The sequence below is a fragment of the Bradyrhizobium sp. ORS 375 genome (assembly GCF_000239775.1).
Lineage (GTDB): Bacteria > Pseudomonadota > Alphaproteobacteria > Rhizobiales > Xanthobacteraceae > Bradyrhizobium.
Map to the genome: position 1 here is coordinate 1 of NZ_CAFI01000230.1, position 6311 is coordinate 6311.

Annotated in this window: 9 protein-coding genes; 5 read left to right on the top strand and 4 right to left on the bottom strand. The window is 64.6% G+C overall.

The window, feature by feature from the left end; genetic code table 11:
- Positions 1-2298 (bottom strand): HAMP domain-containing protein (locus BRAO375_RS18730; protein ID WP_035641058.1); only part of this gene is annotated, 2298 nt, incomplete at its 3' end.
- 707 nt (positions 2299-3005) lie between these two features.
- Here BRAO375_RS18730 and BRAO375_RS38595 point away from each other — a divergent pair.
- Together BRAO375_RS38595 and BRAO375_RS38885 are read left to right on the top strand one after the other, a co-directional pair.
- Positions 3006-3200 (top strand): hypothetical protein, encoded by a 195-nt coding sequence (locus tag BRAO375_RS38595; RefSeq protein WP_083842499.1) that lies wholly within the window; start codon positions 3006-3008, stop codon positions 3198-3200.
- 23 nt (positions 3201-3223) lie between these two features.
- On the top strand, positions 3224-3355 hold the full coding sequence (locus BRAO375_RS38885) for a hypothetical protein (protein WP_283806081.1): 132 nt from the start codon (positions 3224-3226) through the stop codon (positions 3353-3355).
- 14 nt (positions 3356-3369) lie between these two features.
- Here BRAO375_RS38885 and BRAO375_RS18735 read toward each other — a convergent pair whose 3' ends face one another.
- On the bottom strand, positions 3370-4380 hold the full coding sequence (locus BRAO375_RS18735) for an SDR family oxidoreductase (RefSeq protein ID WP_009029029.1): 1011 nt from the start codon (positions 4378-4380) through the stop codon (positions 3370-3372).
- Between the two features lie 243 nt (positions 4381-4623).
- Between BRAO375_RS18735 and BRAO375_RS18740 the strand changes: the two genes are divergently transcribed.
- From BRAO375_RS18740 to BRAO375_RS18745, 3 genes are read left to right on the top strand one after another with little or no spacing between them, the layout of a single operon-like run.
- Entirely contained in the window at positions 4624-4842 is a 219-nt protein-coding gene (locus BRAO375_RS18740; protein WP_009029030.1) for a DUF6894 family protein, read from the top strand.
- Positions 4843-4863: 21 nt separating this feature from the next.
- The gene (locus tag BRAO375_RS38090) at positions 4864-5019 is read left to right on the top strand and encodes a hypothetical protein (protein WP_175345336.1); all 156 of its coding nucleotides are present in this window, start codon (positions 4864-4866) and stop codon (positions 5017-5019) included.
- 41 nt (positions 5020-5060) lie between these two features.
- The gene (locus tag BRAO375_RS18745) at positions 5061-5441 is read left to right on the top strand and encodes a PRC-barrel domain-containing protein (protein ID WP_009029031.1); all 381 of its coding nucleotides are present in this window, start codon (positions 5061-5063) and stop codon (positions 5439-5441) included.
- A 79-nt stretch (positions 5442-5520) separates the two neighbouring features.
- On the opposite strand, the gene BRAO375_RS18750 is transcribed toward BRAO375_RS18745, so the two are convergent.
- Both BRAO375_RS18750 and BRAO375_RS38095 read right to left on the bottom strand, forming a co-directional pair.
- On the bottom strand, positions 5521-5796 hold the full coding sequence (locus BRAO375_RS18750; protein ID WP_009029032.1) for a hypothetical protein: 276 nt from the start codon (positions 5794-5796) through the stop codon (positions 5521-5523).
- A 285-nt stretch (positions 5797-6081) separates the two neighbouring features.
- Positions 6082-6237, bottom strand: coding sequence for a hypothetical protein (locus BRAO375_RS38095; RefSeq protein WP_009029033.1), 156 nt, complete (start codon positions 6235-6237; stop codon positions 6082-6084).
- Between the last annotated feature and the right edge of the window lie 74 nt (positions 6238-6311).

Here is a 6311-nt window from a genome sequence, read left to right on the forward strand (position 1 = left end):
ATTGCCGGCCATCGAGTTGACGCTGTCGGTGAGATCCTTCCACGTACCGGCAACGCCCGGCACGTTTGCCTGGCCACCCAACCGTCCCTCGGTGCCGACCTCGCGCGCGACGCGCGTCACCTCGCCCGCGAAGCGGTTGAGCTGATCGACCATCGTGTTCAAGGTTTCCTTCAGGCTCAGGATCTCGCCGCGCACGTCGACCGTGATCTTGCGTGACAGGTCGCCGCCGGCGATGGCGGTGGCCACCTCGGCGATGTTGCGGACCTGCGCCGTCAGGTTGCCGGCCATCGAGTTGACGCTGTCGGTCAAGTCCTTCCATGTGCCGGCGACGCCGGGCACCTCGGCCTGGCCGCCAAGCTTGCCGTCGGTGCCGACCTCGCGCGCCACGCGCGTCACTTCGCCGGCGAAGGCGTTGAGCTGATCCACCATCGTGTTCAGCGTTTCCTTCAACTGAAGGATCTCGCCCGACACGTTCACCGTGATCTTCTTCGACAGGTCGCCCTTGGCCACGGCGGTCGCGACCTCGGCGATGTTGCGCACCTGACCAGTCAGGTTCGAGGCCATCGAGTTGACGCTGTCGGTGAGATCCTTCCAGGTGCCGGCGACGCCGCGCACCATCGCCTGGCCGCCGAGCTTGCCCTCGGTGCCGACCTCGCGGGCGACGCGGGTGACTTCGCCGGCGAAGGCGTTGAGCTGGTCGACCATCGTATTGATTGTGTCCTTCAACTCCAAAATCTCGCCGCGCACGTCGACGGTGATCTTCTTCGACAAGTCGCCGTTGGCGACGGCCGTGGTCACCTCCGCGATATTGCGGACCTGCGCAGTCAAGTTCGACGCCATCGAGTTGACGCTCTCGGTGAGGTCCTTCCAGGTGCCGGCGACGCCGAGCACATTGGCCTGGCCGCCGAGCCGTCCCTCGGTGCCGACCTCGCGGGCGACGCGGGTGACTTCGCCGGCGAAGGCGTTGAGCTGATCCACCATCGTGTTCAGCGTTTCCTTCAGCTGAAGGATCTCGCCCGACACGTTCACCGTGATCTTCTTCGACAGATCTCCGCTCGCGATTGCGGTCGCGACGTCGGCGATGTTGCGGACTTGTGCCGTCAGGTTCGAGGCCATGAAGTTGACGTTGTCAGTCAGGTCCTTCCACGTGCCGGCGACGCCCGGCACCTGGGCCTGACCGCCGAGCTTGCCCTCGGTGCCGACCTCGCGGGCGACGCGCGTGACTTCCGAAGCAAAGGCGTTGAGCTGGTCGACCATCGTGTTGATGGTGTCCTTCAGCTCGAGGATCTCGCCACGCACGTCGACCGTGATCTTGCGCGACAGGTCGCCGCGCGCCACGGCTGTGGTCACGTTGGCAATGTTGCGGACCTGGGCGGTGAGATTGCCGCACATCGCGTTGACGGAATCCGTTAGGTCCTTCCAGGTGCCGGCAACGCCCGGCACGATCGCCTGGCCGCCGAGCTTGCCGTCGGTGCCGACCTCGCGCGCGACGCGCGTCACCTCCGAGGCGAACGAGCGCAGCTGGTCGACCATGGTATTGATCGCTTCCTTCAGCTGCAGGATCTCACCGCGAACGTCGACCGTGATCTTCTTTGACAAATCCCCGTTGGCGACGGCGATCGTCACCTCGGCGATGTTGCGGACCTGGCCGGTGAGATTGTTGGCCATCGAGTTGACGCTCTCGGTCAGGTCCTTCCAGACGCCGGTCACCTCGGGAACCTGCGCCTGGCCGCCGAGCTTGCCTTCAGTGCCGACTTCGCGCGCGACGCGCGTGACTTCGGAGGTGAAGACGCTGAGCTGCTTGATCATCGTATTGACGATGGTCGCCGACTGGAGGAATTCGCCGCCCAGGGGGCGGCCGTCGATGTCGAGCTTAACGGTCTGCAGCAGGTCGCCCTGAGCCACCGCCGCGACGGCGCGGGTCACCTCGCGGGTCGGCCAGAGCAGATCGTCGATCAACGTGTTGATGGAACCTTCCATGTCGGCCCAGGATCCGCTGGCGATGCCGAACCTGACCCGCTGCCGCGTCTTGCCTTCGCGCCCAACAACCTGGCCGACACGCTCCAACTGCTGGGCCATGCGCTCGTTGGCTGCGATGATCTCGTTGAACGTGTCGGCAATCTTGCCGTCGATGCCCAGGTAGTCGCCGCCCATGCGCACCGAGAAATCGCCAGAGCGCATCGCCTGAAGAGCACGCAGCAGGTCCTGGCTTACGTCCGCCGCGCCCGTGCCATTGCCGTTACGATGGGAACCTTGCCGCATCGGCAGCGGGCTCTCAGCAGTGTCGAGATCGCTCATCAAGTTCCCCCGAGTCGTAACGACTACAAGATTCCGAGTCTCAATAAGGTCGCGGCATAGAAGCCGCGGCAACCCATCAAATCAAGCCGCATGCAGCGTCGCCAACCGAATGGAACCGCCTGGAGCTGGCACAAGCGGCTCAACTCGATCTGCCCGCATTGGTTCCAAATTAGTTTCGGGCGTCGTGATCCTTGCGCCATCGGTTGGAACCAGCGGAGTCGCCGTTGCGTGTGCTACAGCGGGCTCGTTCCGGAAGGAGAGGCTGATGAGACCACAAGTCGCGTTGAGCTTGGCGAGCGTCCTGATCGCCATGCCGTCGGCAGTGCCGGCTCAGTCCGGCGGGCCGAGCCGACCAGGATCGGTGGTCGGCGACCCTGCCGCAAGTTCCGCCAATCCGCGCTCGGCTCCCCCCGGGGGCGCCCCCGGGCAAAATCCAAGCGGAAGCGGCGCGTCGTCCTCGGGCGGTCGCGACGACAATGGCGGTCAGGGCCGCGATAAGATGCCCGAAAGCAATGGCGGCGTCAGATCTCCAGCGCAGCAGGATCAGAACCGGCGCTGCGTGGCGGCTCCTGATCGGGAGCAAGGAATGGCGAGTTGTCGCGCGCTTTGCGGTCCGCGGCGAAACAGTTCGGAGATCCCTTGTCCGAACCACATTAATATCGCGTAACCCTGTTGCGGCTGCTCGGTACGGCTCCCAACTCATTTGCATGAAACAGTCAGACATCTTCAGAGAGAACGCCGACAACTGCCTGCATCTTGCAGAGCGAGCCGAGAGTGATCCGGCATCTCGTCGCTATACGCGCATGGCCCAGGGCTGGCGCGCACTCGCGCTCGAACAGGACTGGCTCGACGGTGAAATGACGCCTGTATCAGCTCGAATGGCAGGCTCACTCCGGGACTAAGCGTCGATCATGGAGGACGCGGGATGACTCCACGTATTGTATTGATTGCCTTGCTGACAGCGTTCAGCGTCGCCTCGGCGGCGGCGGCTTTCACCACCATCCGCCAAGTTCACACCGAGGCCTATGTGCTTCCGCAACCCGTCACCCGCATCTAGTCGGCTGCGCCCGGTCATGGCTGTCCGGAGCCTCCGGCCGCGCCGTAGACCTGGCCATTGGCATAACTCGCGTCCGCTGCGGCCAGCTGGACATAGATCGATCCCAGCTCCGCCGGTTGCCCCGGACGGCCGAGCGGCGTCTGTCCGCCGAACTTCTGCAACTTCTCCATGGTGGCGCCGCCGGACACTTGGAGCGGCGTCCAGATGGGCCCCGGCGCGACAGCGTTGACACGGATGCCCTTCGGGCCGAGCTGCTTGGCCAGCGACTTGACGTAGTTCATCGTTGCGGCCTTCGTCTGCGCGTAGTCGTACAGGTCCGGCGAGGGATCATAGGCCTGTTCGGACGACGTGCCGATGATGGCCGAGCCGGGCTTGAGGTGGGGCAGGGCGGCCTTGATGATCCAGAACGGCGCGTAGATGTTGGTCTTCATCGTCGCGTCGAAATCCTCCGACGACACGTCGAGGATGGAGGGGCGCGTCTGCTGTCGCGCGGCGTTGTTGACGACGATGTCGAGGCCGCCGAGCGCCTCGACGGCCTTCTGCACGAGGTCCTGACAGAAGCGCTCATCGCGCAGATCGCCTGGGATGGCGGCCGCCTTGCGCCCTTCGGCCTGGATCAGGGCGATCACCTCCTGTGCATCCGGCTCTTCGGTCGGATAATAGTTGATGGCCACGTCGGCGCCTTCGCGGGCAAAGGCGATCGCCGCGGCGCGTCCCATGCCGGAGTCGCCGCCGGTGATCAGCGCCTTCCGGCCGGCGAGGCGGCCGGATCCCTTGTAGCTGGTCTCGCCGTGATCGGGACGGGGCGACATCTTGCTGGCGAGGCCGGGCCATGGCTGCGATTGCTGCTCGAAGGGCGGCTTCGGGTAATTCTGGGTCGGGTCGGTCAGCTGCTCGGGTGTGGAAGCTACGGCCGTCGTATCTCGTCCTTTCGCTGCGGCTGAGGTGAGCGAGGCCGCTGCAAATGTCGCCGTGCCGCCGACCATCTGACGGCGGGATATCGAAGCGTTGTGGTCGTCGGCCATGCGGTCTCTCCTGTGATGGTCGCAACCAACAAGCCACCGCGGCGAACGTTTCGTCAGGAAGTCGCGAAATGAGCCGCCTCCTGCGGGTCCGGCGCCCCACTGTTGCGGCGCTTTGGCTCACCAGGCGGTTCCGGGGAACGAAAGCTGGCGGCGTGCGTCGTCCGACGATGCGACAGCCGATGTCTTGCGAACCGGCTGGAACAATGCGGCCGCGATCGGCCGAGCAGAGCTCAGGCAGGACAGATGCCGTTTTATCACTTTGATCTGACGAACAGCGAAACGCTGGCGGGCGAGCGCTACGTCGAGCTTCCCGGCGACGTCGAGGCAATGGACTCGGCCGACGTGATCGCACGCCAGTTGATCCAGGATCATCCCGAATTGCGTCACCAGGACTATGCGGTTCTGGTGACCAACGAGGAGGGCGACGAGATCTGCCGCGTGCCGCTCGACGTGCTGCATTGATATCAACCGAAGGAGTGTCCGATGGATCGTGAGAGCCAGGGAATTGTCCGAACAGGACGCGGCGAGGAGCAGCCGGCCGACAAGGAGCGCGCGCAGCGTGCACACCAGACGACGACCACGACCTCGCCGTCCCACGAGGCCACGCGGCACCCGGAGGAGGGCGCCGAATCGAAATGATCGGGGCGCTGAGCTTTGGGTCCTGAAAGAAGGAGGACGACATGTCCATGACGAATACGGCGATGCTCGAACAGAGCGAATATGGCAATCTGATCGGCAGCGACAAGGTCGAGGGCACGGCGGTCTATGGCGCCGACGGCAACAGGATCGGCACGATCGAGCGCGTGATGATCGACAAGCTGAGCGGCCGCGTCTCCTATGCGGTGCTCGCCTTCGGCGGCTTTCTCGGGCTCGGCAACGACCATTATCCGCTGCCCTGGCCGTCGCTGAAATACGACACGCAGCTCGGCGGCTACGTGACGGCCGTGACCCAGGATCAGCTCCGCGGCGCCCCGAAATATGCCGACGAGCGCGAGTGGGACTGGGGCGATCTCGCGACCGGACGCAAGGTCGACGATTACTACGGCGTCCAGCTGTCCTGACGCGGACTTGATTGGCCGCGGGCCAAGACTCGCACCAACACTCGCGCCGAGACCCGCACCAAGGATATGCGCGCGGCGGTCAGGCCGCCGGCGTGTGCACGCTGCTGTCGGCCTGGCCCGTCGCCATCATGCTGCGCCGGCTCGACAGCCAGATCGGGATTTCCCGATAGCAGGTGCCTTTCTCGTTCATCTCGGCGATCGTCCACCGGCTTGGGTGGCGCTCCTTGCCGACGAAGACCCAGTCGTCGGCTGCAGGCGGCGGCTCGTTCGGCCGCGTCCTCAGCCATGCCGAACGGGCTCCCTTCGGGAGACGGTCCTGCTTCATCTGATAGAGATCATACACTGGCGAACGCATGACGCTACTCGTCCTCAAGCAACCGCAAGTTTCGATAACCGCAAGTCTCGACATCCTCAGCGTGTCGCGTGGTCGCGGCGAAATTGTGGGAGCGCCGCGTCCAGGCTGTGCAAAAACGCGATCGAGCCTGAGGCGGCGAGCACCTGTCAACTCGGTCGCGCGGCGTGCGCAGCGCTGTGGAAGAGGCGACGCGCGGGGTGATGTCCAAGACCCCGCGAGCCGGGAGGACGCCAATCGCGTCCGGCAATGAAGAGCCCGCCGCCCTGCCTCGGCGGGCCGATCCAATCAGAAGAAGGCGTAGCTGAGATCAAGCCCGTAGCTGGCGTGAAGCATGAAGCCGAACGCCGTGGCGGCGCACAGCATCAGCACGGTCCGCAGCTTCTCGGAGTCGATGCGGGTCTCTTCGAGATGGGTCGGGAGAGCCTTGGTGAGCGTTGTCATTTTGGACCTCTGTACGCGAAACGAAGACGGAGAGTGAGTGATGCAAGTATATTCAAGGTTGTTAGAGCCCGTTC

Excerpts from the sequence above, each read along its gene's own strand:
- BRAO375_RS38095 (WP_009029033.1), bottom strand. The coding sequence starts at position 6,237 with ATGACAACGCTCACCAAGGCTCTCCCGACCCATCTCGAAGAGACCCGC.
- BRAO375_RS18750 (WP_009029032.1), bottom strand. The coding sequence starts at position 5,796 with ATGCGTTCGCCAGTGTATGATCTCTATCAGATGAAGCAGGACCGTCTC.
- BRAO375_RS38090 (WP_175345336.1), top strand. The coding sequence starts at position 4,864 with ATGGATCGTGAGAGCCAGGGAATTGTCCGAACAGGACGCGGCGAGGAG.
- BRAO375_RS18745 (WP_009029031.1), top strand. The coding sequence starts at position 5,061 with ATGTCCATGACGAATACGGCGATGCTCGAACAGAGCGAATATGGCAAT.
- BRAO375_RS18740 (WP_009029030.1), top strand. The coding sequence starts at position 4,624 with ATGCCGTTTTATCACTTTGATCTGACGAACAGCGAAACGCTGGCGGGC.
- BRAO375_RS18735 (WP_009029029.1), bottom strand. The coding sequence starts at position 4,380 with ATGGCCGACGACCACAACGCTTCGATATCCCGCCGTCAGATGGTCGGC.
- BRAO375_RS38595 (WP_083842499.1), top strand. The coding sequence starts at position 3,006 with ATGAAACAGTCAGACATCTTCAGAGAGAACGCCGACAACTGCCTGCAT.
- BRAO375_RS38885 (WP_283806081.1), top strand. The coding sequence starts at position 3,224 with ATGACTCCACGTATTGTATTGATTGCCTTGCTGACAGCGTTCAGCGTC.